This window comes from Nonomuraea sp. NPDC049637, from assembly GCF_040675235.1.
Lineage (GTDB): Bacteria > Actinomycetota > Actinomycetes > Streptosporangiales > Streptosporangiaceae > Nonomuraea.
This window is the reverse complement of sequence record NZ_JBFAOM010000009.1, coordinates 157,262-182,081: the sequence shown is the minus strand read 5'-3', so window position 1 is coordinate 182,081 and position 24,820 is coordinate 157,262. Positions and strand designations below refer to the sequence as shown.

At 71.3% G+C, this 24,820-nt stretch carries 19 protein-coding genes; 8 read left to right on the top strand and 11 right to left on the bottom strand.

The features are described 5' to 3' along the window. Positions 1 to 89: 89 nt before the first annotated feature. The 3 genes from AB0J71_RS15500 to AB0J71_RS15490 are packed head-to-tail and all read right to left on the bottom strand — an operon-like array spanning position 90 to position 3,507. Entirely contained in the window at positions 90 to 830 is a 741-nt protein-coding gene (locus tag AB0J71_RS15500) for a succinate dehydrogenase/fumarate reductase iron-sulfur subunit (protein ID WP_352324152.1), read from the bottom strand. Next, complete coding sequence (locus AB0J71_RS15495; protein ID WP_352324153.1) at positions 827 to 2,752, bottom strand: fumarate reductase/succinate dehydrogenase flavoprotein subunit; 1,926 nt, start codon at positions 2,750 to 2,752, stop codon at positions 827 to 829. The genes AB0J71_RS15500 and AB0J71_RS15495 overlap by 4 nt, the downstream gene beginning before the upstream one ends. Then, positions 2,749 to 3,507: a succinate dehydrogenase cytochrome b subunit gene (locus AB0J71_RS15490; protein WP_352324154.1), complete on the bottom strand. Its 759-nt coding sequence runs from the start codon at positions 3,505 to 3,507 to the stop codon at positions 2,749 to 2,751. Before AB0J71_RS15490 ends, AB0J71_RS15495 begins: the two co-directional genes overlap by 4 nt. A gap of 132 nt (positions 3,508 to 3,639) precedes the next feature. On the opposite strand from AB0J71_RS15490, the gene AB0J71_RS15485 reads away from it, so the two are divergent. From AB0J71_RS15485 to AB0J71_RS15455, 7 genes are all read left to right on the top strand, one after another. Next, positions 3,640 to 4,569: a LysR substrate-binding domain-containing protein gene (locus AB0J71_RS15485; protein ID WP_352324155.1), complete on the top strand. Its 930-nt coding sequence runs from the start codon at positions 3,640 to 3,642 to the stop codon at positions 4,567 to 4,569. Positions 4,570 to 4,603: 34 nt separating this feature from the next. After that, entirely contained in the window at positions 4,604 to 5,740 is a 1,137-nt protein-coding gene (locus AB0J71_RS15480) for a fused response regulator/phosphatase (RefSeq protein WP_352324156.1), read from the top strand. Continuing rightward, positions 5,737 to 6,879: an ATP-binding protein gene (locus tag AB0J71_RS15475; protein ID WP_364414601.1), complete on the top strand. Its 1,143-nt coding sequence runs from the start codon at positions 5,737 to 5,739 to the stop codon at positions 6,877 to 6,879. The genes AB0J71_RS15480 and AB0J71_RS15475 overlap by 4 nt, the downstream gene beginning before the upstream one ends. Further along, positions 6,876 to 7,325 carry a response regulator gene (locus AB0J71_RS15470; RefSeq protein ID WP_352324158.1) on the top strand — a complete coding sequence of 150 codons (450 nt, stop codon included), beginning with the start codon at positions 6,876 to 6,878 and terminating at the stop codon, positions 7,323 to 7,325. Before AB0J71_RS15475 ends, AB0J71_RS15470 begins: the two co-directional genes overlap by 4 nt. Before the next feature lie 195 nt (positions 7,326 to 7,520). Next, positions 7,521 to 8,306: a hypothetical protein gene (locus AB0J71_RS15465; RefSeq protein ID WP_352324159.1), complete on the top strand. Its 786-nt coding sequence runs from the start codon at positions 7,521 to 7,523 to the stop codon at positions 8,304 to 8,306. A 13-nt stretch (positions 8,307 to 8,319) separates the two neighbouring features. Beyond that, positions 8,320 to 10,206 carry a fumarate reductase/succinate dehydrogenase flavoprotein subunit gene (locus AB0J71_RS15460; protein ID WP_364414599.1) on the top strand — a complete coding sequence of 629 codons (1,887 nt, stop codon included), beginning with the start codon at positions 8,320 to 8,322 and terminating at the stop codon, positions 10,204 to 10,206. Beyond that, complete coding sequence (locus AB0J71_RS15455) at positions 10,203 to 10,955, top strand: succinate dehydrogenase/fumarate reductase iron-sulfur subunit (protein ID WP_352324162.1); 753 nt, start codon at positions 10,203 to 10,205, stop codon at positions 10,953 to 10,955. Before AB0J71_RS15460 ends, AB0J71_RS15455 begins: the two co-directional genes overlap by 4 nt. A gap of 54 nt (positions 10,956 to 11,009) precedes the next feature. Here AB0J71_RS15455 and AB0J71_RS15450 read toward each other — a convergent pair whose 3' ends face one another. Then, the gene (locus AB0J71_RS15450) at positions 11,010 to 11,969 is read right to left on the bottom strand and encodes a hypothetical protein (protein WP_364414597.1); all 960 of its coding nucleotides are present in this window, start codon (positions 11,967 to 11,969) and stop codon (positions 11,010 to 11,012) included. Here AB0J71_RS15450 and AB0J71_RS15445 point away from each other — a divergent pair. Further along, positions 11,944 to 12,249, top strand: a complete 306-nt coding sequence (locus tag AB0J71_RS15445) for a hypothetical protein (protein WP_364414595.1) — start codon at positions 11,944 to 11,946, stop codon at positions 12,247 to 12,249. The two genes, AB0J71_RS15450 and AB0J71_RS15445, sit on opposite strands and share 26 nt — an antisense overlap. 2,401 nt (positions 12,250 to 14,650) lie before the next feature. Here AB0J71_RS15445 and AB0J71_RS15440 read toward each other — a convergent pair. The 7 genes from AB0J71_RS15440 to AB0J71_RS15410 are packed head-to-tail and all read right to left on the bottom strand — an operon-like array spanning position 14,651 to position 24,761. Then, positions 14,651 to 15,043 carry a (deoxy)nucleoside triphosphate pyrophosphohydrolase gene (locus AB0J71_RS15440; protein ID WP_352327913.1) on the bottom strand — a complete coding sequence of 131 codons (393 nt, stop codon included), beginning with the start codon at positions 15,041 to 15,043 and terminating at the stop codon, positions 14,651 to 14,653. Between the two features lie 13 nt (positions 15,044 to 15,056). Further along, positions 15,057 to 16,154 carry a bifunctional lytic transglycosylase/C40 family peptidase gene (locus AB0J71_RS15435; RefSeq protein ID WP_352327914.1) on the bottom strand — a complete coding sequence of 366 codons (1,098 nt, stop codon included), beginning with the start codon at positions 16,152 to 16,154 and terminating at the stop codon, positions 15,057 to 15,059. Positions 16,155 to 16,156: 2 nt separating this feature from the next. Next, complete coding sequence (locus tag AB0J71_RS15430) at positions 16,157 to 16,780, bottom strand: hypothetical protein (RefSeq protein ID WP_352327915.1); 624 nt, start codon at positions 16,778 to 16,780, stop codon at positions 16,157 to 16,159. A gap of 2 nt (positions 16,781 to 16,782) precedes the next feature. Continuing rightward, on the bottom strand, positions 16,783 to 19,083 hold the full coding sequence (locus AB0J71_RS15425) for a type IV secretion system protein (protein WP_364414593.1): 2,301 nt from the start codon (positions 19,081 to 19,083) through the stop codon (positions 16,783 to 16,785). Further along, a complete protein-coding gene (locus tag AB0J71_RS15420; RefSeq protein WP_352327917.1) occupies positions 19,080 to 21,557 on the bottom strand; it encodes an ATP-binding protein in 2,478 nt (825 codons plus the stop codon). Before AB0J71_RS15420 ends, AB0J71_RS15425 begins: the two co-directional genes overlap by 4 nt. Before the next feature lie 47 nt (positions 21,558 to 21,604). After that, on the bottom strand, positions 21,605 to 24,460 hold the full coding sequence (locus tag AB0J71_RS15415; protein ID WP_364414591.1) for a TcpE family conjugal transfer membrane protein: 2,856 nt from the start codon (positions 24,458 to 24,460) through the stop codon (positions 21,605 to 21,607). Between the two features lie 55 nt (positions 24,461 to 24,515). Continuing rightward, positions 24,516 to 24,761, bottom strand: a complete 246-nt coding sequence (locus AB0J71_RS15410) for a hypothetical protein (RefSeq protein WP_352325464.1) — start codon at positions 24,759 to 24,761, stop codon at positions 24,516 to 24,518. Between the last annotated feature and the right edge of the window lie 59 nt (positions 24,762 to 24,820).

Genomic DNA, 24,820 nt, shown 5'->3' with positions numbered 1-24,820 from the left:
CGTCCTCCGCGTTGTTACAGCTCGTCCTCCGCGGAACGCGAAAAGCCCCGCCCCGGGTGGCGTTCCGGGACGGGGCTCCGCGACAGGCGCTACTTGGCGTTGGCCTTGAGGTAGTCGCTGTTCATCTGGGCGATCGTGTCCAGCGGGATGCCCTTGGGGCACACCGCCGTGCACTCGCCGGTGTTCGTGCAGCCGCCGAAGCCCTCGGCGTCCATCTGGTCCACCATGGCCTTCGCGCGGCTCAGGCGCTCGGGCTGGCCCTGCGGCAGCAGGCTGAGGTGGGTGATCTTGGCGGCGGTGAACAGGGAGGCCGAGCCGTTCGGGCAGGCGGCCACGCAGGCGCCGCAGCCGATGCAGGTCGCGGCGTCGAACGCGGCGTCGGCGTCCTCCTTGCGCACCGGGACGCTGTGCGCGTCCGGGGCCGAGCCGGCCGGGACCGAGACGAAGCCGCCCGCCTGGATGATGCGGTCGAACGCGCTGCGGTCCACGACCAGGTCCTTGACCACCGGGAACGGCGCGGCGCGCCACGGCTCGATGGTGATCTCGGCGCCGTCCTCGAAGTGGCGCATGTGCAGCTGGCAGGTCGTCGTGGCGCGCTGCTCGCCGTGCGCCACGCCGTTGATGACCATGCCGCACATGCCGCAGATGCCCTCGCGGCAGTCGTGGTCGAAGGCGATCGGGTCGTCGCCCTCCAGGATCAGCCGTTCGTTCAGCACGTCCAGCATCTCCAGGAACGACATGTCCGGGGACACGTCCTCCACCCGGTACGTCACCATGCGCCCGGCGTCCGAGGGGGCGCTCTGACGCCAGACCTTGAGGGTCAGGTTCACTTGTAGCTCCGCTGGGTCATCTTGACGTACTCGTACTCGAGCGGTTCCTTGTGCAGCACCGTCTCGCCGGAGGGCGTGCGCTCCCAGGCCGAGACGTGCGCGAAGTGCTCGTCGTCGCGCAGGGCCTCGCCGTCGGGGTCCTGCGACTCGGCGCGGAAGTGGCCGCCGCAGGACTCGGTGCGGACGAGGGCGTCCAGGCACATGAGCTCGGCCAGGTCGAAGAAGTCGGCGACGCGGCCGGCCTTCTCCAGGACCTGGTTCAGCTCCTCGGCGGTGCCGGACACCTTGACGTTCTTCCAGAACTCCTCGCGCAGCTCGGGGATGCGCTCCAGGGCCTTGCGCAGCGACTCCTCGGTGCGCTCCATGCCGCAGTAGTCCCACATGAGCTTGCCCAGCTCGCGGTGGAAGGAGTCGGGGGTGCGGGTGCCGTTCACCGACATCAGGCGGTCGATCCTGGTCCGGACCTTGATCTCCGCCTCGGCCACGGCCTCCTCGTCCACCTCGCCGTACGGGCCGTTGGCCAGGTAGTCGCCGATCGTGGTGGGCAGCACGAAGTATCCGTCGGCCAGGCCCTGCATCAGCGCCGAGGCGCCGAGCCGGTTCGCGCCGTGGTCGGAGAAGTTGGCCTCGCCGATCACGAACAGGCCGGGGATCGTGGACTGCAGGTCGTAGTCCACCCACAGGCCGCCCATCGTGTAGTGGACGGCGGGGTAGATGCGCATCGGCACGTCGTACGGGTTCTCGCCGGTGATGCGCTCGTACATCTCGAAGAGGTTGCCGTACTTCTTCTCCACGGCGTCGCGGCCGAGCCGGCCGATGGCGTCGCGGAAGTCGAGGTAGACGCCGAGCCCGCCGGGGCCCACGCCGCGGCCCTCGTCGCAGACGTTCTTGGCGGCGCGGGAGGCGATGTCACGCGGGACGAGGTTGCCGAAGGCCGGGTAGATGCGCTCCAGGTAGTAGTCGCGCTCCTCCTCCGGGATGTCGCCGGGGGCCCGGTCGTCGCCCTTGCGCAGCGGCACCCACACGCGGCCGTCGTTGCGCAGCGACTCCGACATCAGCGTCAGCTTCGACTGGTACTCGCCGGAGACCGGGATGCAGGTCGGGTGGATCTGCGTGTAGCACGGGTTCGCGAAGTACGCCCCGCGCTCGTGCGCCCGCCAGATGGCCGTCGTGTTGCAGCCCTTGGCGTTCGTGGACAGGAAGAACACGTTGCCGTAACCGCCGGTGGCCAGCACCACGGCGTCGGCCAGGTGCCGCTCGATCTCGCCGGTCACCATGTCGCGCACGATGACGCCGCGCGCCCGGCCGTCGGAGACGATCAGGTCGAGCATCTCGTGGCGGGTGTGCATCTCCACGGTCCCGGCCGCGATCTGCCGCTCCAGCGCCTGGTAGGCGCCCAGCAGAAGCTGCTGGCCCGTCTGGCCGCGGGCGTAGAACGTGCGGGAGACCTGGGCGCCGCCGAACGAGCGGGTGTCCAGCAGGCCGCCGTACTCGCGGGCGAACGGCACGCCCTGGGCCACGGCCTGGTCGATGATGTTCACCGACACCTGGGCCAGGCGGTAGACGTTCGACTCGCGGGCGCGGAAGTCGCCGCCCTTGACGGTGTCGTAGAACAGCCGGTAGATCGAGTCGCCGTCGCCGCGGTAGTTCTTGGCGGCGTTGATGCCGCCCTGGGCGGCGATGGAGTGGGCGCGCCGGGGCGTGTCCTGGTAGCAGAACGACTTGACGTTGTAGCCCAGCTCGCCCAGGGTCGCCGCGGCCGAGCCGCCCGCCAGCCCGGTGCCGACGACGATCACGTGGAGCTTGCGCTTGTTGGCCGGGTTGACCAGCTTGGCGCTGAACTTCCGCTTCTCCCACCGCTCCTCGATGGGACCGGCGGGCGCCTTGGTGTCCCGGATCTCCGAGCCTTCGGTGTACTTCACTTCACAACTCCGAACGTGATGGCGAGGGGCGGGGCCAGGAAGCCGACGACCAGGACCGCCGAGACGAGGGCGGCCGTCAGGCGCAGGCCGCGGTAGCGGCTGCGGTTGGCCCAGCCCAGCGTCTGGAAGGCGCTCCAGATGCCGTGCCGCAGGTGCAGGCCGACCATGACGACGGCCACGAGGTAGATGAGGGTCACCCACCAGCGGGACGGGTCGAAGCCGGCGACCATGCGCTCGGCGGGCTCGGAGTCGAAGCCCTTGGGGTTGACGACGCCGAAGGTCAGGTCGAGCAGGTGCCAGATCACGAACAGCAGGATCGTCAGGCCGCCGAACCGCATGATGTGCGTGGCGTAGCCGTTGGCCTGCGACTTCTTGGCCACGTACTTGACCGGCCGGGCCTTGGCCGCCTTGCGCGCCAGCGAGATCGCGGCCCACATGTGCAGCACGACCGAGACGACGAGCCCGATCTCCAGGATCGTCAGCACCGTCCGGTACGGCGCGATGGGCTCGAGGAGCGTGCGCAGGGCGACGGCGTACTCGTTGAACGAGTCCTTGCCGAGGAAGATCTTGAGGTTGCCCAGCATGTGCAGGACGAGGAAGGACACCATCACGGCGCCCGTGACGGCCATGACGACTTTCTTGCCGTTCGACGAGCTCAGGAACCGGCTCGGCTTCTTGGACGTCGGTGCGGGCGAGGCACCCTTGGGGGCGTTAACAGGCGCGGTGGCGGCGCCGCGCTCTATCGTGGCAGTCACGTTTGAACGCTAGGTATCCAGCAATGATCCGTCCAAGTCATCGCGGATCTGGTTTCCATAGCTTCCGGCTATGATGCTTGGTTTATACGGTCGGCATAAGGAAAAATGCTCGGCCGGTGCGAGGAAAATCACATGCAGTTGCAGCAGCTCGCCTACTTCGTCGCGGTCGCGGAGACGAGGCACTTCACCCAGGCGGCCGAGCGCATGCGGGTCGCCCAGCCCTCGCTCAGCAAGCAGATCAAGGCCCTGGAGAACGACCTGGGCGCCCCGCTGTTCTCCCGCGCGCGCGGCAACGTCACGCTGACGGCCGCCGGCGAGGCGCTGCTGCCGCTGGCCCGCCGCATGCTGGCCGACGCCGACACCGCCCGGCAGGAGGTGGCCGAGCTGGCCGGCCTGCGCCGGGGCCGGGTGCGGCTGGGGGCCACGCCGTCGTTGTGCGCGGGCCTGCTGGCCGACGCGCTGGCGCGCTTCCATCGGGCGTACCCGGGGGTGGAGCTGCTGGTGGAGGAGGGCGGCTCGCGTGACCTGGTCAGGGCGCTGGCCAGGGGGCAGCTCGACCTGTCGCTGATCATCATGCCGCTGCAGAGCGACGACCCCTCCCTGGTCACCGAGGAGATCCTGCGGGAGAACCTGGTCGTGGTCGCGCCCTCGCACGAGCGGGCGCGGGGGCCGTACCTGCGGATCGAGGACCTGCGCGGCCGGCAGATGGTGATGTTCCGGCGCGGTTACGACCTGCGCGAGGCCACCCTCGCCGCCTGCCGCCAGGCCGGGTTCGAGCCCAGGTTCTCGGTGCAGGGCGGCGAGATGGACGCCGTGCTGCGGTTCGTGGAGGCGGGGCTCGGCGTGGCCGTGGTGCCGTCGATGGTGCTCGACGGGCGGCCCGGCCTGTCCGGCACGCCGCTGGCCCCGCCCGGCCTGAGCCGGACGATCGCCCTGGCCCACCGCAAGGACGTCGAACCCACCAGGGCCGCGCAGGCGTTCCGGGAGACCCTGCTCGCCTTCGTGGTCGAGGCCGGCCAGGAGGGCACGCTTCCGCAAGGGGTCGAACTCATCGCAGAATGAGCAGCAACAGCCCGACTCCCCCGGGAAGGCGTGTGTGACGGCAAACCTCAACGAGCCGCTGACACTGCTCCTCATCGAGGACGACGACGGCGACGCCTTCCTCGTCGAAGAACTGCTCAACCAGGCCGAGAGGCCACCGACGATCTTCTGGGCGCGCAGCCTCCAGGAGGCCAAGGCCAAGCTCGACCCGACGATCCAGTGCGTCCTCGTCGACCTCACCCTGCCCGACGCCAGCAGGCTGGAGGCGCTGGAGGAGGTGCTGGCGCTGGCGCCGCACGCGGCCGTGCTGGTCCTCACCGGCCTCAGGGACGTGCACGTCGGCGTGACCGCCGTGCAGGCGGGCGCCCAGGACTACCTGGTCAAGCAGGACATCGACGCCCGCCTGCTGGCCCGGTCGATCAGGTACGCCATGGAGCGCAAGCGCGCCGACCTGGCCCAGCTCAGGCTGTTCGAGGCCGAGCTGACCGCCAAGGAGAACGCCCGCCTGGAGAGCGGCCTGCTGCCCGTGCCCCTGCTGCGCACCGAGGCGATCACGCACCAGATCCGCTACCTGCCGGGCAACCAGGGAACCCTGCTGGGCGGCGACTTCCTCGACATGGTCCAGACCCCCGACGGCGCGGTGCACGTCGTGGTGGGCGACGTCTGCGGCCACGGGCCGGACGAGGCCGCGCTCGGCGTGGCGCTGCGCATCGCCTGGCGCACGCTGGTGCTGGCCGGGCAGACCGACGACACCCTGCTGCGCACGATGGACGCCCTCCTGCGCGCCGAGCGCAAGGCGCCAGAGATCTTCACCACGCTCTGCATGGCCACCTTCACGCCCGACCTGGGGCACGCCCGGATGCGCGTGGTCGGGCACCCGCCGCCGGTGCTGATCCGCGACGGCGTGCCCGCGGTGGTGGACGGCACGCCCTCGGGGCCGCCGCTCGGCATCTTCCCCGACGCCGAGTGGACGGTCATCGACGTGCCCCTGGGCGAGGAGTGGTCGATCATGCTCTACACCGACGGCCTGATCGAGGCGGCCGTCGGCGGGCGGAGGCAGCTGCTCGGCGTCGAGGGCCTGATCGGGCTGGTGCGCGAGCACGGCGTGATCGACCTCGACCGGCTGATCAGGCACGCCGGCACGCTCAGCGACGATCTCGCGGTGGTCGTGGTGTCGAGGAGGAAGGCATGAGCATCCATCCGCTGCCGCCGCCGAAGCTGCCGACCGGGCTCGGCCGGCTGCCGGCGGCCCGCTGGTTCCTGGCCATCGGCGTGCTGGGGGCGTTCGCGTTCGCGACCGGCGTGGTGGTCACCATGTCGATGATCGCGCACGCGCGGGCCCTGCGGCCGAGTCCCGAGCTGGCCGCCCAGCTCGACCGGCTCAACGTGGCGCTGATCGTGCTGTTCGGGGTGCTGCTGGCGGGCGGGGCGGGCCTGGCGTTCGTGATCAGGTACGCCGTACTCAAGCCCATCGACCAGCTCACCGAGCAGGTCCGCACGGTCGCCGCCGGCGACTTCGACCACCGGCTCGGCGTCGACCGGCCGGCCGAGCTGAGCGAGCTGTCCAGCCACGTCGACTCCATGCGCCGCCGCATCGTCTCGGCCTGGCGCGGGGCCGCCGACCAGGCCGACGAGCTGCGCAGGTCCAACGGCGAGCTGGAGCAGTTCGCCTACGTCGCCAGCCACGACCTGCAGGAGCCGCTGCGCAAGGTCGCCAGCTTCACCCAGATGCTGGAGCAGCGGTACGGCCCGCAGCTCGACGACCGCGCCCGCCAGTACATCCACTACGCGGTCGACGGCGCCAAGCGCATGCAGCTCCTGATCAACGACCTGCTCGACTTCTCCCGGGTGGGCCGGGTGAGCGGCGAGCGGGTGCCCACCGACTCGGGCGCGGCCCTGGACCGGGCCCTGGAGAACCTGTCGGCCACGATCGAGGACACCGGCGCCACCGTCACCCGGGAGAGCCTGCCCGTGGTCGAGGGCAACCGGATGCAGCTCACCCAGCTCTTCCAGAACCTCGTCGAGAACGCGGTCAAGTTCCGCTCCGAGGCCCCGCCGCGCGTGCGCCTGACGGCCGAGCGGAAGGGCGACATGTGGGAGTTCACCTGCTCCGACAACGGCATCGGCGTCGACCCCAAGTACGCCGACCGCATCTTCCTGATCTTCCAGCGGCTCCACCCCCGCGACGTGTACCCCGGCACCGGCATCGGCCTGGCGCTCTGCCGGAAGATCGTCGAGTACCACGGCGGGCAGCTGTGGCTCGACCCCGAACCGGCCGGCCAGGGCACGACGTTCCGCTGGACGCTGCCGGCGGCGGGAGGCGACGCATGACGGACTGGCGCCCGATCGAGGTGCTGCTCGTGGAGGACGACCAGGGGGACGTCCTGCTCACCAGGGAGGCGTTCGACCTCAACAAGGTGCGCAACCGGCTCAACGTGGTCAACGACGGCGAGCAGGCGATGGCGTACCTGCGGCGGGAGGGCGCCTACGCCGGCGCGCCGCGGCCGGACCTGATCCTGCTCGACCTCAACCTGCCCCGGATGAACGGCCTGGAGGTGCTGAGCGAGGTCAAGGCCGACGCCGTCCTGCGGACGATCCCCGTGGTGATCCTGACGACGTCGGAGGCGGAGGAGGACATCCTGCACAGCTACCGGCTGCACGCCAACGCCTATGTCGCGAAGCCGGTGGATTTTGAGCAATTTATCCGTGTTGTCCGGCAAATAGATGATTTTTTCGTGACCGTCGTGAAGCTGCCGGCGCCCGGCCCGCGGCCCTGACGCGGATACGTGACAGGAATCACAGTAGGTCATCGAAAAAGTGAGTGACCCCGCTCACAAAATCGTATGCGGTCGTCGTAACGTATCCCCCACCAATACGCGCCCAGAGCGGTACCGCACCCGCCGTACGCGCGCCCAGTGAAACGACCCGGACCCCCCTGTGTGCAGGGTCCGCGGGAGGTGGAGAGGTCCGCGATGACCCAGACGACGCCCGAAGCCCCGCTCAGAAGGCAACGTGCCCAGGTGAGGGTGCGCACGCTGCGCACCGACAGGTGGTGGCTGGTCCCGCTGCTGACCTTCCTCGGGCTCAGCTCGTTCCTCGTCTACGGCGTGTGGGCGATCATCGACGGCAGTTACTTCGTCGATCCGTACATCGCCCCGTTCGCCTCGCCCTGTCTGACCACGGCGTGCCCCGAGGGCGCGCGGCTGTTCGGGTGGGCGCCGATCGGCGACTGGTTCACCCTGCCGCCGGGGCTGCTCATCCTCGGCCTGCCGGGCGGGTTCCGGCTCACGTGTTACTACTACCGCAAGTCGTACTACCGGTCGTTCTGGCTGTCGCCGGCCGCGTGCGCCGTCCAGGAGCCGCACGGCAAGTACACCGGTGAGACCCGGTTCCCGCTGATCCTGCAGAACATCCACCGGTACTTCTTCTACGCGGCCATCGTGATCGGCCTCGTCCTGGCCTACGACGCCGTCCTGGCGCTGGTGCACAAGCCGCAGGGCCTCGGCACCTGGATCCTGGTCGTCAACGCCGTGCTGATCAACACGTACACGTTGTCGTGCCACTCCTGCAGGCACATCACCGCGGGCCGGCTCAACCACTTCTCCCGTCACCCGCTGCGCTACAAGGCCTGGACGTTCGTCTCCAAGCTCAACGCCAAGCACCAGCAGCTCGCCTGGGCCTCGATGTTCTCGGTCATGATCGCCGACTTCTACGTCCGCATGGTCGCCAAGGGCGTCATCGCCTTCCCGTTCGCATAAAGGACTTCTTCCAGTGGAAATCGAGCGTCACGAATACGACGTCGTCGTCATCGGTGCGGGCGGCGCCGGGCTGCGGGCCGCCATCGAGGCCCGTCAGCAGGGCAAGCGCACGGCGATCGTCTGCAAGTCGCTGTTCGGCAAGGCCCACACCGTCATGGCCGAGGGCGGCGCGGCCGCCGCGATGGGGAACGTCAACCCCGACGACAACTGGATGGTGCACTTCCGTGACACCATGCGGGGCGGCAAGTTCCTCAACAACTGGCGCATGGCCGAGCTGCACGCCAAGGAGGCCCCCGACCGCGTCTGGGAGCTGGAGGCCTGGGGCGCGCTGTTCGACCGCACCAAGGACGGCAAGATCAGCCAGCGCAACTTCGGCGGTCACGAGTACCCGCGGCTCGCACACGTGGGCGACCGTACCGGCCTGGAGCTGATCCGCACCCTCCAGCAGCGGGTCGTCGCGCTGCAGCAGGAGGACTTCGAGACGCACGGCGACCACGAGGCCTACATCAAGGTCTTCGCCGAGTGCACGATCACCCGCCTGCTGAAGGACGGCGACCGCATCTCCGGCGCGTTCGGCTACTGGCGCGAGACCGGCAACTTCCTGCTGTTCGACGCCCCCGCCGTGGTCCTGGCCACCGGCGGCATCGGCAAGTCGTACGTCGTCACCTCCAACTCCTGGGAGTACACCGGCGACGGCCACGCCCTGGCCCTGCTGGCCGGCGCCAACCTGATCAACATGGAGTTCATCCAGTTCCACCCGACCGGGATGGTCTGGCCGCCGTCCGTGCGCGGCATCCTCGTCACCGAGTCCGTCCGGGGCGACGGCGGCGTGCTGCGCAACTCCGAGGGCAGGCGCTTCATGTTCGACTACATCCCCGAGGTGTTCAAGGACAAGTACGCCACCACCGAGGAGGAGGGCGACCGCTGGTACACCGACCAGGCCAACAACCGGCGCCCGCCGGAGCTGCTGCCGCGTGACGAGGTGGCCCGCGCGATCAACGCCGAGGTGAAGGCGGGCCGCGGATCCCCCCAGGGCGGCGTCTTCCTCGACGTCTCCACCCGCCTGCCGGCCGAGGAGATCAAGAAGCGGCTGCCGTCGATGCACCACCAGTTCAAGGAGCTGGCCGACGTCGACATCACCGCCGAGCCCATGCAGGTGGGCCCGACCTGCCACTACATCATGGGCGGCGTCGAGGTCGACGCCGACACCGGCGCGGCGGCCGTGCCCGGCCTGTTCGCGGCGGGCGAGGTGTCCGGCGGCATGCACGGGTCCAACCGGCTGGGCGGCAACTCGCTGTCCGACCTGCTGGTGTTCGGGCGGCGCGCGGGCGCGGGCGCGGCGGCCTACGTCGACGGGCTCAAGGCCCGTCCCAAGGTCGTCCAGGAGCTCGTGGACGCGGCCCGCGAGGAGGCCCTGGCGCCCCTCCAGCGCGACGGCGAGAACCCGTACGAGGTGCACCACGAGCTCCAGCGGACGATGAACGAGCTGGTCGGCATCATCCGCAAGGCCGAGGAGGTCTCCGAGGCCATGGAGGTCGTGGAGAAGCTCAAGGAGCGCGTCCGCCAGGTCGGCGCGGCCGGCTCGCGGATCTACAACCCCGGCTGGCACCTGGCCATCGACCTGCGGAACATGGTCCTGGTCTCCGAGTGCGTGGCCCGCGCCGCCCTCCTGCGCGAGGAGAGCCGCGGCGGCCACACCCGCGACGACTTCCCGGGGATGAACCCGGAATGGCGGCGCAAGCTGCTGGTGTGCTCCACCGCTGACGGAAACAGCGTCCAGGTCGTGGAGAAGGTGCAGCCGTCCATGCGCGACGACCTGATCACCCTGTTCGACCGGGACGAGCTGAAGAAGTACCTCACCGACGAAGAGATGGCCGAGTTCGACGGGATTGCCAAATGAGTTACAAGGCGAAGTTCAAGGTCTGGCGTGGTGAGGGCGGCGAGGGCAAGCTCGAGGACTTCACGGTCGAGGTGAACGAGGGCGAGGTCGTCCTCGACATCATCCACAGGCTGCAGGCGACGCAGGCCCCCGACCTGGCGGTGCGCTGGAACTGCAAGGCCGGCAAGTGCGGCTCGTGCAGCATGGAGATCAACGGCAAGCCGCGCCTGGGCTGCATGACCCGGATGTCCACCTTCTCCGAGGACGAGACCATCACGGTCACCCCGATGCGGACCTTCCCCGTCATCAAGGACCTGGTCACCGACGTGTCCTTCAACTACCAGAAGGCCCGCGAGATCCCCTCGTTCACCCCGCCGGCGGGCGTCCGGCCCGGCGAGTACCGCATGCAGCAGGTCGACGTCGAGCGCTCGCAGGAGTTCCGCAAGTGCATCGAGTGCTTCATGTGCAACAACGTCTGCCACGTGATCCGCGACCACGAGGAGAACAAGCCGGCCTTCGCCGGTCCGCGTTTCCTCATGCGGATCGCCGAGCTGGACATGCACCCGTACGACGTGGCCGACCGGCAGGAGTCCGCCCAGGAGGAGCACGGGCTCGGCTACTGCAACATCACCAAGTGCTGCACCGAGGTCTGCCCCGAGCACATCAAGATCACTGACAACGCGCTGATCCCGATGAAGGAGCGCGTGGCCGACCGCAAGTACGACCCGCTGGTCTGGCTGGGCAACAAGATCTTCAAGCGCGCCAAGTAGGCGGAGAAGCGGAAGCGGGGGCCGGATGCATCCGGCCCCCGCTTCCGCTTTGTGCTACTTGCGGCCCCAGCGCTTCTTCCGGTGCTTGGGGTCCTGCATCTCCTTGGTGGCGCCCTCCGGGGGCTGCGGCGGCAGCGGCTGGACGACCGTCGCGGCGTCCCCCTCCGGCGGCAGGTACGGCGACGGCTGGTACCCCTCCGGCGGCCCCGGCTGCTCGGCCTGCGGCTGCACCGGCGGGCGGGGCTGGACCGGCTGCTTCGGCTCGAACAGGGACGGGCCCTGCTGCCAGGGCTCGGAGTCGCCGCTCTCGGCCGCCGCCGCCGGGGCGAGCGGGAACTCGCGCTCGTCCTCGTACGGCTTCCCGCCGCCCGGCGGGATGTCGCCCGGCGGCTGCTCGGCCGGGATCAGCGGCTCGAACGGGTCACGGTAGTCCTGGGCGGGCTGCGGCGGCTCGTTGTAGGAGTCGAACTCGTCCGGGTGCAGGACGACGGGCTCGGGTGCGGTGGCGGGCATGGTGGCGGGCACGGTCGGCGCCGGCTCGTGCGGGTAGCCGCCCTGGGGCCCGTACGGGTCGTGGTAGGCCGGGTCGTGGTGGGCCGGGCCGTAGCCGGGCTGACCGGCCGGGTACGTCTGGATCGGGACGAAGCTGATGATCGGCGCGTACGCCGTGCCACCGGGGTAGCCGGGGGCGGGGAAGGACGCCGTGGCGTAGCCGGGTCCGGCCGGGTAGCCGGGCGGCGGCGCGTCCGGGCGGCCCATCGGCGAGCCCATCGGGGGGCCCGCCTTGCGCACGGCCGCCGCGTGGGCCATGCGGCGCAGCCGTCCCTCGAAGATGAGCACCGCGAACAGCGCGAGCAGGACCAGCACCAGCGCCGGGATGCTGAGCTTCTGCGTCAGCGACTTCTGGTCGAACTCCGGCGCGGCCGCGCGCACCTCGAGCTGGACGGAGTCGGTGCTCGGGCCGGTGTCGGCCGTCAGCGGGGCGGCCGTGGTGGGCGGGTCCGTCGACGCCACGGACGGCATCTGGACGGACGGCTCCGTCGTCTGCTCCGTGGGCAGCGGCGCGGCCGTGGTCTGCGCGGTGGGCAGGGGCGCCAGCGGCTGCTGCGTCGTCTCCTGGACGGGCGGCGGAGGCGTGGGGGCCGTGGTGGTCTTAGGCGGCTTCGGGGCCTTCGTGGTCTTCGTCGGCTTCGCGGTGACGGTGTGGGTGATCGTCGTCTCCGGAGCCTCCTCCGGCGTGGGCGTGCCCAACGTCGTCGTGACCGTGACGGTGGTCTGCGGATCGCAGGTCTGACCCGCGTCGCAGGGCTCCACCGCCGGGTCGAACGCCGCGCCACTGACCGAAGCGCTCGCGCTCTGACCGACGAAGGGAGCCACGCCGACGCCCGTGAGCCCGAGCGCTAGGACGATCGCGGACACGGCCGTCGCTCGCGTGCGTGCCACCGGAGCCCTCCGCATAGTCCCGGAACCATGGTCAAGGGAATACTAGTCGGGTCAAAGCAACAGTAAAGACGGAATTACTATACGTTTCGCGGCTTATGGCTGCGTTTTGCTCGCGTCACCAGCCACAAGGCTCCCAGCAGGACGCCGATCGCCCCGATGACCAGCGAGAAACCGCGCGGCCCGTCCAGCGGGCTGGCGTACGCGACCGGACGAACCGGTTTCCGCGCCTCCACGACCTGCACCGGCCACGGCGCCCCGGCCCCCGACTCCGGCGCCAGACTCACCACCCCACCGCCGGGCACCACTCCGCCCTGCACCCCGCCACCGACACCCCCCGACGCCCCACCCCCGGCGACGCCTCCTGGCGCCATGCCTGCGGCGACGCCTCCCGGGGCCATGCCTGCGGCGACACCTCCGGGCATCATGCCGCCGGCGACGCCCCCCGGAGCCACACTCCCGGCAGCGCCCCCCGGAGCCACACTCCCGGCAGCGCTCCCCGGCGCCACACCTCCGGCCACACTTCCCGGTGACACACCGCCGGGCATGGTCCCCGATGTCATGCCGCCCGGCGAGCTCTGGTGCGTCATCCCCGGCCCCACGCCCTGCGCCGCCCCTGCCACCCCGGACAGCCCCTTATGCGCCGCACCCCCAGGCAGGGGCCCCGTCAGTCCGCTCGACAGGCTGCCCGCCGCCAGGCCGCCGGGGAGGCCGTTCCGGGCCGTCCCCTGAGCGCCGGCGGGCGCCCGGCCGGTCCTGCCGGGGGCGACGCCCTGGCCGACGCCTCCCGCACGCGGGAACGCCCCCAGGGTTCCGCCCGTGCCTCCCTGTCGCGGTGCCCGCGCCACGCCCCCGCCGCCGCCGACGCGCGGGAGCGCCCCTTGGGTTCCACCGGTGATCGGCAAGCCTGCGGCTCCTCCAGGGAGGCCGCCCCTTCCCGCCGTCGTACCGGCCAGGCCGGAGCGGCCGCCTCGCGCCTTTCCTCCGGCCCCGGGCACCAGCCCGGCGACACCTCCGCCCGTCCCGGGCACCGGCCCGGCGACGCGTCCGCCCGTCCCCGGCACCAGCCCGGCGGCACCTCTGCCCGTCCCCGCGAGGAGCCCGGCGGAGCCCGGCTGCTGCCCTTGCGCGCCTGCCACCTGCCGGCCCGGCCGCCTCCGCTTGTGGGGGGCCGTGGCCGGAACGGGCACCGCCTGACCACTGATGGTGGCGGCCTCGCGCGGCATCTCCTCGGCGACCTGCATGGACGCGGTCCTGTTGATGGTGGTCAGCCCACCGGAGGGCGTCCGCATCCTGGCCACCGCCGCGAGCACCACCTCCTTGGCCCCCTCGGGCGCCTGGAAGGTCACGTCAAGCGCCCGCTCCCCGAAGATCGGCCCAAGGGCGCAGACCCGCGCGCCGGGAAACGTACCGCCACCGGAAGCCGCACCCTCCACGCCGGCCAGCGCCCGCGCGGCCAGCACCCCGGCCGCCTGCCGCCCCCCACCGGCCTGCCCCCCACCCGGCCCACCCTCAGCCGGAAACATCCCTCGACCACCTTCAGCCTGAGAGATCCCCTGACCACCCTCAACCCGAGGCACGCCCCGACCGCCCTCGGCCCGTGACACCCCCCCGCCGCCCGCAGCCCACGACGCGCCCAGACCGTCCTCAGCCCATGGCGCGCCCCAACCGTCCTCGGCGCGCGACATCCTCCGGCCGGCCTCGGTCTGCGGCGCGCCGCTACCGGCCTCCGAGCGGGTCAGGCGCCGGCCCGGCGCCGGCCGCCGCGTTTCCGGCTCCTCCGGGAACGCCCCGGCATCCGGATCCGTCGCACGCCCGGCGCCCCACGACCCCGCCACGGGATCCTCTTCGGACGCCGGAACCCCACCAAAAGCCTCCGAAGCCTCCGAAGCCCCGGAAGCCTCGGAACCCTCAGCCCCGCCGGCCGACAGCCGGGAAGCTCCGGAGGGCGACGGGCAGGCCAACCCCGACAACGCCGCCGCCGGGCTGGTCGCCACCGCGACCTTGGCCCCCTTGCCCATCCCGTTGAGCCGGACCCTGAAACGCTGGACGTCACCCGTCCTGATCCACTGGCCCACACCCTCGGGGCCGCTCACGCGTTCGAGCACGAGCGTCACCCCCGCCGCCGCCACGGGCACGGAGGGCAACGCCACCAGGATCAGCGCTCCAGAAAGGATCCAGCCACGCCGCATCACTCCACTCCCCCACTGCGACAAATCACGTGTAGTAATCGTTATGTCACAGAGAGAGACGGTCTAATCCTGCTGAAGCAGACTCTCCACAGTCTTCATGATCGGCAGGTCGGCGCCCAGCCACTCCACGTCGTAGTACTCGCCCGGCCCCAGCCAGCGAAGAGCCAGGTGCTCACGGGCCTCGGGCGTGCCGGAGGTGAGCGTGGCCAGCCAGACGCGCATGACGTACCCCTCCGACAACGCCCAGTCCTCGCCCACGCGCGCGCCCACCGCGATCTCCACGCCGAGCTCCTCGCGGCACTCCCGGACCAGCGCGGCGACCTCGCTCTCCCCCGGGTCCACCTTGCCGCCCGGGAACTCCCAGCCCCCGGCCAGCGCGGCGGGCGCGGCGCGCTGCGCGGCCAGCACCCTGCCGCCGGGGGCGACGATCACCGCCGCGACCACGATCGTGCTCATGCGTTCGTCATCCTCATAGTGCGGGATTCTGCAGCTTCTTGAGCTGGTCAAGCACATCGGGGTTCTGCAGCGGACGGGTGAAGCCGACCTTGTTGTCGCGCGCCTGGTAGCTCGTTACCTTGATCGGCCCGCAGAGCGTGCACCGGGCCTCCAGCATCTTGCCCTTCGACACGACCAGCCCGACATGACCGGGACTGTCGGCCGAGGTGCCCGGACCGGCGTTGAAGAACACCAGGTCACCGGGCTGTTCCTGGCCCGCTGACACCTTCACCCCGAACGGCCACTGCGTGAACGTGGTGCGCGGGATGCTCAGCCCGGCGGCCCGGTAGGCCGCGTAGATGATGCCCGAGCAGTCGAACGCGTCCGGCCCGGTGCCGCCCCACAGGTACGGCTTCCCGCGCTGCGCCAGCGCGTACTGCAGGATCTTGGCCACGACGTCGCTGGGCGCGGCCGCCACCAGGGGGTCGTCGCACTCCTCCGAGGCCTGCGGCGGCACCTCCACCGCACCCGACTTGGCGTACTTCCTGGCGATCTCCTCGACCTGGTCGACGTACCACCAGGCGCGGTTGTAGGTGAACAGGGCCCGCCGGACGTTCTCGGGGGCGCCGTTGCGCTTGAGCATCTTGGCGGCCCCGAGGATGGCGTCGGCGGGGTTGTAGACGTCGCCCACGCCGTCGCCGTCGCCGTCGGAGGCGTACCCGTTGAACGTCGAGGAGATCGGGATCTGCGCCTTGCCGCCCCAGGTCGAGATCAGGAACTGCATCGGGCCGGCCGCGCCCGCGTAGTTGGTGCCGCTCTTGACGCCGGGCAGGTCGGAACGGCCGTGGTCGGTCTCGCGCTTGCCCACGGCGGCCAGGATGGTCCACTGGACGCCGATCTTCTTGCCCCACTTCTTGTACAGGTCGAGGTAGTCGCCCGGGATGTCGGCGGCGCCCGAGTCGGACACCTCCTGCACCTGGGTGCCGCCCTCGCAGTCGACCGAGCCCTCGCCGCCGCCGTTCAGGAAGGACGGCATCGTGACCAGTAACATCGGCGAGACGATGATCGCGGCCAGGAGCAGGATCCCGGCGAGGCCGAGCAGCAGCGCCAGGCGGGTTCGGGAGGGCTTCACCGCTAGCTGTCCCCGTCCTGGCCCTCGGTGGCGGGCAGCACGTCGAAGATCCGCCAGTCGGCGCCGAGCTGGCTCACCGTGACCGCCAGGTCCTCGACGTCCTGCCGGTTGCCGCTCTTCGCGGTGACCTGCCTGGTCTCGGTCACGACGAAGACGATGGAGGTCTTCTCGATCTGCCTGATCTCCTTCAGCCTGGCCGTGGCCCGGGAGACGATCTGGTCGTCGCGGTTCTGCTGGACGGTGCCCGCCGAGGTGAGCGTCCGGGCGAGGATGTTGCCCAGCTCGGCGGTGGTGAACGTCTTGACCCTCGTGGCGTACGCCGCCGGGTCCTCGTCGTACCTGAAGGTGCCGTAGACGGCGGTGAAGCGCTCGGCGAGGTCCGCCGCCGCGGCGAGCTGCTCCTTCTTCATCGGCAGGTACGAGTAGACGTCGAACGGCGCGGCGCTGGCCGTGGCCAGCGGCTTGCTCGCCGCCGTGGGCGCGGACGCGGACGTCGAGCCCGCGGCCGGGGCCTGCTCGGGCGGATCGTCCGAGCTCGGCCACATCGTGAGGTAGACGCCGACCGCGGCGATGACCACGACGATGGCGGCGAAGGCCAGCCCGCGCTTGTCACCGGACTGAGCCATGGTCAGTCCTTGCCTCGGTTGGGTTTGAGCCAGAACGGCACCGAAGGATCGTCACCCGAACCGCCGTTGCCGCTGCCGCGCAACCACAGCGGCGGCGCCTCGGACGAGCGGGACGACGGCTCGTCCGAACCGAAGATCCTGGACCCCGACGACGCGCCGGACGGCCGCGGCGCGGACCCCCCGGACCTGGACCCGCCGCCGTTCCTGGGCCCGCCGCCGTTCCCGGATCCGCCGCCGCCGAACAGCCCGCCGCCGGAGCCACGCGACCGCGACCCCGAGGACGGCGAGCCACCCGACCCGCCGGACCCGCCGAACCGGGAGCCCCGCGAGCCGCCCGACGACCCGCTACGCGAGCCACCCGAACCACCACCACGCGAGGCCCATCCGCCGCCCGACCGCCCGCCGAACCAGCCACCGCCGCCACCGCCGCCGCCACTGCCGGAGCCGCCGGAGGTCGTGGCTCCGGCGGCCATGCCACCGGACGGGGTGCCGCCCGCCGCCGCGCCGCCGGTGCCGCCGCGGGCGCCGCCCGCCGCCGCGGGGCGCGTCCTGCCGGCCTGGCCGCCGAGGTTGAGCGGGGGCGCGGTGCCCCTGCGGGGTTCGAGCGGAGGCCGGGCCCCCGCCTTCCCGCCGTGCTGGTCGGTGTCGAGCGGCGCGGCCGCCACCGGCATCCGGGTGCCGGCCGAGACGCCCTCGCCCTCCTCGCCGCGCATCCGCGCCTGGGCGACGGCGGCGCCGGCCGCCGCGCCCGCGCCGCTGCCGGCCGCCGCCGCCCTGATGAGCGGCTCTGCCTTGCGCAGGCCCCACCGGCCGAGCTTGGCCCCGGCGACCGGCGGCAACACGTTCGCGGCCCGCTCCAGGACGGGCGAGCTCGCGGCGTCGCCGAGCATGCGGGTGGTGACCGTGTGGCCGCTCAAGGACGCGAACAGGTGCTGGAACGGACGCCGGTAGAAGAACACCGCGATCGTCAGCAGGGCCATGAACAGCACCTGGAGCCCCCAGGGCATGGCCGTGGAGATGATCAGCGCGTACCCGTAGACCAGGACGCTGAGCACGAGCGTCAGCACCGCCTGCCTGAGCAGCGTGCCGACGAGCATCTCCACCCACCGCATGGCGATGATGCGCCCGCTGCCCGGATGCACGCCGACCAGCAGGAACACCGGCCCGAGTATCAGCAGCAGCAGGAAGCCCACCTTGAGCACCAGCAGCGAGACCGCCACGAGGAAGATCAGCAACCCGGCCACCACCGCCGCGATGAGCGCGCCGACGGCCACGCCGAGCCTGCTCGACCAGTCGCGGCCGGAGAAGACGGTGTAGCGGGAGTCGTTCTTGAGCAGCTCGGCGACCTTGGCGTACTCGGCCTGGTGGGCGGCGATGTCGGGGGCGGGCTGGCCGGCCACGGCGGGGGCGATCGACTGGGTCTCCAGCATCTTGCGCCCGAAGTCGCGCACGATCGGCTGCTGCGGGTCGGCGGTGCCGAACATGCCCACCAGCCACGGCTTGCAGACCAGCGTGGACCACAGGGCGTCGGCGTTCTGGTCGACGCCAGCCGTGCCGACCTGGCCGTAACCGCCCGGTTTGACCTGCGGGTTCGTCTGGCCGGGTGGCGGCAGGCAGGACGCGCCGCCGGCGCCCGGCAGGCCGGAGAAGGCGGAGTTGACCACCTCGCCCGTCTTGTCGGTCACGACCTTGCCGAGCCCGGTGAAGTCGCCGGGCCTGCTGAAGAACCACACGGCCACGGTGACCGCGAGGACCATCCAGATCACGCCTTCGGCGGTGGTGGTGGCCCGCTTGCGGATCAGGCCGTACCAGGCGAGCCAGATCGCGCCGAGGATCACGATCGGCCGCAGGAACGGCCAGTACATGGCCTCCGACAGGTTCTGGACGATGTCGTCGACGACGTCCTTGATCGACTGGAGCGGTCCTTCCGTCGCCGCGGCCTGGTACGTCGTGATCGTCAGCCGGTCGATGGCCTTGGCCGCGGTGAAGACGCCGTTGGCCCACATGTTGCCGAGCACGGCGACGTAGTCGGAGCAGCCGAGCCCGTGGGTCTGCCAGAACTGGCCGGCCATGCCGAACTGGCCGTAGTTCGTCGTCGGGGCCTGGACGCCGCCCGCGGGAGGCGGCGGCTGGATCATGCCGTCGGTGCCGCCGCCGATCATCTCGGGGTTGAGCGGCCCCGACAGGTCACAGGGCGCCGCGGCGACGGGCGTGGAGAGACCGCCCACCACCAGCGGAATCACCAAGACGGCACTCACGAGCGCGAGCGCCAGCGCCAGTCGTCGGGATAGTCGGATCTTCATGACCGTACCTCCTGCGCCCTGCCCACGCCCCCTCGAAGATCATCATGCCCGCCACCGTCTGGTTTGTCGTGTGTCGGGTTCGTGTCGAGCCAGCGGAGCAGTTCTTCGGAGATCAGGTCTACTCCGATGCGCCCGGCTCTGCCATCCAGATCACGGAATACGCATTCGCCGTTGCCGAGCGAGCGGAGCACTGCCTTGTGCTCCTCCGACGGCTCCACGCCGAGCAGCGACATGACGTGGTCCACCTCCACCCTTTCGGTGGAACGGAACGCGAACACCGAGGACAGACAGTTGGTCACCTGCTCGTTCAGCAGGTCACCGGCGTTCTGGGAGACCAGGACGAGCGCGGTGTTCCTGGACCGGCCCATGCGGCTGACCTCGGGGACCAGCTTGGCGCCCTCCGGTGTGGAGGTGATCGCCCAGGCCTCGTCCAGGAAGATCGCCTTGGGGGCCCGCCGGTCGAGGCCGTTCATCAGCCTGCGGGCGAACTGCGAGACCAGGTAGAGCAGGGCCACCGACAGCCGCTGCTCGTAGGAGTAGTCGTCCCTGGTCGTGGCGACGTCGGGCAGCGTCAGGCCGCCCAGGGTGAACACGGTGGTCCAGCCCTCGCTGTCGATCTGGTCGCCGCCCGAGGGGTCGAAGCAGAGCCTGGCCAGGTGCATCTCCGACATCGAACGCAGCACCGCGCCCAGGTTCTTGGAGGCCGGGTCGTCGGCCTGCTCCAGGTAGTCGACCACCTTGCCCAGCGACGGGTCGGGGCCGTTGGAGACCGCGGCCACGGCCTGGATCATGGCCGACTCGCGCTCCTCCGACATGCGGGGCAGCAGCAGCCGCAGCGTCTCGGTCGCCATGGTCTTCTTCGCCGCGATGTCGTCGCCGAAGGAGAACGGGTCGAGCAGCCCCGGCGCCGCCGAACCCAGCGGGATCACCCGGGCCTTGCGCCCGCGCTTCTCCAGGAGCTGGACCAGCGACTCGGCGTCGCCCTTCGGGTCGATCACCGCGACCGTGACCCCGCGCAACGCCATCTGGTAGATCATCAGCAGCGCGAGCGTGGTCTTGCCGCCGCCCGGCTCGCCGGTGATCGCGATGGCGGTCGGCCGGTTGCGGCTCGCGGCCAGCAGCGGGTCGAAGTGCACGATGCTGCGCGCCCTGCCGACCGTCTCCCCGATGTAGGGCCCGAGCCAGCCCTCGCTGCCGTCGTCGAGCCGGTCGCCGAGGTCGACGGTGGCCGTGGCCATGCCGCCCGCGATCGTCCGCAGCGGCTGGCGCTGGGCGTAGGCGTTGACGCGCACCTTCTCGCCCGGCAGCGCCTCGCAGAACAGCGAGAACTGGTCGCCGGTCGAGTTCACCACATCGATGCCCATGTCGCGGTAGTGCTCGACGACCGCCTCGACCCGCTGCACGCAGATGTCCTCCGTGGGGGCCGAGACGATCAGACGGTGCCAGCCGTAGACGAAGGGCAGCCGTTCCTTGGTGATGCCGTGTTCGAGCATGCGGGCCGCGTCGATCTGCTCGGCCAGCGCGATCGGCGCCTCGGCGCCCGCCTCGCGGATGTGGTGGTCCATGTCGCGGGCGTGGGCCAGCTTGCGCGCGACGTCCTTCGACGCCTTGACCGGCGGGATCAGCCGCATCCTGGAAGAGATCTCCACCGGGAAGGGCAGCTGGTCGGCGAAGTGCATCCACGGCTCGCCGTCGGGGAACGGCATGAGGTCGGGGAAGCGGGCGAACGACAGGTGGGCCACGTACGAGTCGCCCTGCGGCTGCACGATCCGCAGCAGCGACCTGCCGTTGTGGATCTCACCCTCGACCAGCGACTCGATCTCGCCCTTGCCCCAGCGCCGTTTCGGGCTGGCCGAGGGCGGCGGGTCGCCGACCGCTCCGGCGGCGGAGTGCTGGAACAGCCAGGCCACCTCGACGGACGTGGCGTGCCTGGCGTACAGGGCGCTGGAGGCCAGGGCCCGGCCCAGCCGTTCGGCCGACTCCGTCCAGCGGCTGATCTCGCTGTCCGGGACGTGGTCGTCCTCCATGCCGAGCGCCTTCTCGGTCTTCTGGTAGAAGCCGAGGAGCTGGGCGAGCACGCCGCTGCCGAGCTGCTTGCCGCGCGGCCCGAGCCGGACGCCCAGGTAGACCTCCTTCGACCAGAAGTCCTTCGCCCAGACGTGCCGGTACATCTCCTCCAGGTAGTCGCGCCAGCCCGGCCCCTCGTCGGAGGTGGCATTGAGCGCCATCGCCCACTCGGCCGCCGGATAGGTGCGGTGCGCGACCCGCAGGTGCACCTCGGCGTCGGGCATCCTGATCGCGGCCAGCGCGATCGTGACGTTGGTGGCCAGCGCCTCGCGCTCCTCCGGCGTGACGAACTCGTAGCTGACCGTCGGAAGCCGGAAGTACGCCCACGCGCAGGTGTCCGTGAGCAGGATGCGGTCGTCGAAGTAGCGGACCGCGAGACGCTGGTGCGCTCGGGACGCCCTGCTCATGCCGCCCCCTCGGCGCATGAACGGGCCAGACCTGCTCGCATGTTCACTTAACGCTCACCGATTCTCGTGCCCGGGGGGTCACTCGCCAACTCCTCTTCGCTCGGTCGGACGGCCTGTCCGTGTGCCTGTACCGCGAAGCCTGCAACCACGACGCCGGCGAGGGCGAGGTAGGCCCGCCGTCCGGCCGCGCGCAACTGACCGGGGTCGACGATCTCCGCGCCGCCGGGCGCCAGTCCGTCCTCCCACGGGACCCTGACGATGGCCCGGCATCTGCCTCTGGCCACCGCCTCCGCCTGCTCGACGTCGGCCATCGACCGCCTGCTCACGCCGTTGACGACCATCACCGCGCGCCTGCGCAGCTCGCCGCAGCCGTGCCCGTCGAGCCATTCGTACGTCATCGCCACCGCCTCGGCCGCCTCCTCGCTCGCCGGGACCACCAGGACGAGCTGGTCGGCGTACGGCAGGATGCGGGCCGCGAGCGCGGCGGCCGGGTCGATGACCGACAGCTTGTAGTGGCGGTCGAGCAGGCGCATCGACTCGCCCAGGCGGTGGTCGGAGAAGAAGCTGCGGTCGGCGAGCCGCTGCTCGGCGCCCGCGTCGGTGTCGGCCGAGATCACCTCAAGGCCGGAGGAGGTGCGGGTGGTGAAGCCCCGCATCGTCAGGTAGCCGCTGACCTGGTCGAGGCCGGACAGCAGCGACGTGAGGGTCTCCGGCGTCTCGGGCTCGATCCTGCTGGTCAGCGTGGTGCCGCCGGTGTTGGCGTCGACGGCGACGATCCGGTCGTCGCGGTAGGTGGCGAAGGTGTGGCCGAGCATGAGCGCCGTCGTGGACTGGCCCGCGCCGCCGGTGCAGCCGAGCACCACGATGCGCCGGCTGCCGCCGAACACGGCCCTGGCCCTGGCCTCGTCTATCTCGGACCCGTCGGTGCGTACGCCGCCGCCGCCCACCACGACCTGGGCGATCCGGCGCCATCCGCCGGAGTCCCGGCCCACCACGGACTCGACCCTGCGCACCCGCCCTTCGGCGGGCCTGCCGCCTTCACCGGGCCTGGGCACCGGCACGGGCGCCACGAACCCACCGCCCCTGTCCCCTGGCCTGCCGCCGGCGGGCCGCCGCCGCGCGTCACCGGAAACCTCCACGGCAGCCGCCCTCTGCTCGGTGGCGGCATCCTCATCCTCGGCGGGGACTTCGGCGGGGACTTTGGCGGTGACTTCGGCGGTGACTTCGGCGGGGACTTCGGCGGAGGCTGCGGTGGTGGCCTCATGTGCGGTTTCGAAGGGCCGTTCGGCGTCGGGAGCGGTCTCCTCGACGGGAACGCCTTCGCCTGCCGGCTCGGCCTCGGCCTCGGCCGTCGGGACACCTGCCCCGGTCGGCCTCCCCGCGGCCGGATGCACGCTTTCTCCTACGTGCGCGCTTTCTTCCAGATGCACGCTTTCTCCCGCGTGCGCGCCCTCGCCCGCATGCCCGGCTTCGCCCCCGTGGCCGGGTTCGGCCGGGGGTGAGGTGTCGGTGGGGGGCTGGGAGGTGGGGATCTGGTCCTCAAGGCGGAGGGACGGGCCGGAGAAGGGCTTGGCGTCGGGGTCGACCGGGGGCCAGGAACGCTGCGCGCCCAGGATCACCGTCCCGGGCGCGACCCGCGGCGGCTGCCCCTTCCTGTGCTGGTCGCGGGCGATCGTGGTGTCGTCCTCGCGGCCCGCGCCTTCGGGACGTCCGGTGACGCCCTGGCGACGCTCGCCGGTGCTCTCACGACGTCCGGTGACGTCGTCGCGGCGCTCTGTGGCGCCGCGCTCGCCTTCCACGCGCGCCGCCTCACCGGGCGCGTCGGCGGTGGCGGCGAGCCGGCGCAGCCGGCGCAGCGCCTCGGTGTCGATCGGCTTGCCGGCCACGGGCTTGAGCCCCTCCGCCGACCGGCTCGGCACGACCGCCCCACGGCCACTCTGCACCTCGCCCGCATCGGCGTCCGCACGCCCACCCGACACCGTGCCGGAGTCCGCACGCTCAGCCACCGCCCTGCCGGAGTCCGTACGCTCTCCCGACGCCCTGCTCGTGGAGCTACGGCGCTCGCTCGGGTGCGCCTCCTCCGAGGCAGCTCGCTCCTCCGGAACGGCGGCCTCGGGAACGGCGGCCTCGTGGCCGGGCGCGTCGCGTTCGGGGCGGTGGTCGGGGGCGGCGCGGCGGGGACGGGCCGGAAGGGCGCCGCCGGTGAGCTCGCGGCTGGCCAGCTCTCCGGCGGCGACGTCGTGCTCGACCGGCGGCAGCGCCGGTCCGTTCTCATCTCCCGGGACCAGGACCATCGGCACGTCCCGGCCGAACGCGGGGGCGGTACGGCGGGCCTGCGGCGCCAGCGCGGGCGCCGTGCCCCGCCTGGTCCGCGACCCCCACCCGGTACGCGCCTCCGCCACCGGCGCCTGCTGGGCGGCCGCCGCCGCGGCGGCCACGGCCGGACGGACCTGGCGCGGACCGGTGATCCGCTGCCCCTCACGCTTGCGCTGCGGCTGGCGGGACTTGCGCGCCGCCTTGGCCTTGACCCGGACCGGAGTGGTACGCCAGATGCGCCCCGAGAACGTGACCGCCTCGGGCTCGGAGGTGGGGGCGAGCCGGTACCAGGCCTTGGGCTGGCCCAGGTAGCGCAGCTGGGACTCCAGAAGCTCGGTGAGCCGCTTCCCCTCGATGACGGGACGCGTGGACAACCACGTCACGATCCCCGGCGGGACCAGGAACAACACGTGCCACGGCATGGCCACCGGCACGCCCACCAGGATCAGCAGGAGCGACCACGGCACGAACACCCCGACGAACACGCCGATCCAGACGATGGGGAGCGGCATCGGGAGGCGAAGGTCGTAGAGCTTGTAGAGCCGCTTCTCGATGCGCCAGATGTTCGTATACGTGGGCAGGTCCACGCAGTCCTCCTCTCCACCCGCTCGTACATGACCGCCCTGGAGCGGTCTCAACCCTTTACTTGATGCCGAGAGCGCCCGCGATCGCCTTCGCCGTCACCTCGATGATGTTGGGAACGTAGAAGATCACTCCGATGGCCACAGCCAGGATGAGGAACTGGACGAAACGCGTGATCTCGCGGGTGAAGAGGAAGAAGAGCGCGACCACGGAGACGACTACCAGGAACAACGGGGCAAAGAAGGCACGCAGGAAGTTGGCGAGCCCTCCGGTGTCAATGCCGGTCGGCGACGGCGACGGCGACATTTCGATCAAGGTGAGCACTACGGTCTTCAACGTCACTTCTTGTCCTCCCGGGGGGTACC

What these genes read in the sequence shown, in the direction of transcription:
- AB0J71_RS15470 (WP_352324158.1), top strand. Translation starts at nt 6,876, where the DNA reads ATGACGGACTGGCGCCCGATCGAGGTGCTGCTCGTGGAGGACGACCAG.
- AB0J71_RS15455 (WP_352324162.1), top strand. Translation starts at nt 10,203, where the DNA reads ATGAGTTACAAGGCGAAGTTCAAGGTCTGGCGTGGTGAGGGCGGCGAG.
- AB0J71_RS15425 (WP_364414593.1), bottom strand. Translation starts at nt 19,083, where the DNA reads ATGAAGATCCGACTATCCCGACGACTGGCGCTGGCGCTCGCGCTCGTG.
- AB0J71_RS15420 (WP_352327917.1), bottom strand. Translation starts at nt 21,557, where the DNA reads ATGAGCAGGGCGTCCCGAGCGCACCAGCGTCTCGCGGTCCGCTACTTC.
- AB0J71_RS15410 (WP_352325464.1), bottom strand. Translation starts at nt 24,761, where the DNA reads ATGTCGCCGTCGCCGTCGCCGACCGGCATTGACACCGGAGGGCTCGCC.
- AB0J71_RS15465 (WP_352324159.1), top strand. Translation starts at nt 7,521, where the DNA reads ATGACCCAGACGACGCCCGAAGCCCCGCTCAGAAGGCAACGTGCCCAG.
- AB0J71_RS15475 (WP_364414601.1), top strand. Translation starts at nt 5,737, where the DNA reads ATGAGCATCCATCCGCTGCCGCCGCCGAAGCTGCCGACCGGGCTCGGC.
- AB0J71_RS15430 (WP_352327915.1), bottom strand. Translation starts at nt 16,780, where the DNA reads ATGGCTCAGTCCGGTGACAAGCGCGGGCTGGCCTTCGCCGCCATCGTC.
- AB0J71_RS15485 (WP_352324155.1), top strand. Translation starts at nt 3,640, where the DNA reads ATGCAGTTGCAGCAGCTCGCCTACTTCGTCGCGGTCGCGGAGACGAGG.
- AB0J71_RS15440 (WP_352327913.1), bottom strand. Translation starts at nt 15,043, where the DNA reads ATGAGCACGATCGTGGTCGCGGCGGTGATCGTCGCCCCCGGCGGCAGG.